We start from the raw sequence: 440 nt of genomic DNA, 5'->3' as shown, positions 1-440 counted from the left end.
GGAGAAGGAATGGGATGGTATGGACTTGCAATGACTTTAGGTATGGCTATAGGACCAATATTAGGTCTTTGGTTAGCAAAATCATTTTCATTTCATTATCTATTTCTTCTATGCACAGCATTAGCACTTATTGCATTCATACTTTCGCTGGGTACAAAAATTCCAGCAGTTCAACATACATCAAAAAAACCAATATCATTTTTTGAAAAAACTGTTTTACCAATCGCTATTGTTACATTTTTCCTATCCCTTACTTTTGGTGGCATTACAACATTTTTACCACTGTTTGCGTCAAATATTCAAGTTAATGCTGGTACTTTTTTCTTAGTTTATGCTGTTACGCTCACAGTAATTAGACCACTTGCAGGGAAGATATCTGATAAACATGGAGAAGGAGTCATTATTGTTCCTGCGCTTTTTACACTGATAGTCGCACTATT

The 440-nt window shown here is 35.0% G+C and carries 1 protein-coding gene; it reads left to right on the top strand.

Annotated features, from left to right (window positions below):
• On the top strand, positions 1-440 hold a 440-nt coding region (locus tag BPMYX0001_RS28555), incomplete at both ends, for an MFS transporter (RefSeq protein WP_033799550.1).

The sequence above is a fragment of the Bacillus pseudomycoides DSM 12442 genome (assembly GCF_000161455.1).
In the GTDB taxonomy this organism is placed as follows: domain Bacteria; phylum Bacillota; class Bacilli; order Bacillales; family Bacillaceae_G; genus Bacillus_A; species Bacillus_A pseudomycoides.
Note: the sequence above shows the minus strand (reverse complement) of the source record. Positions and strands in the feature narration are given on the sequence as shown.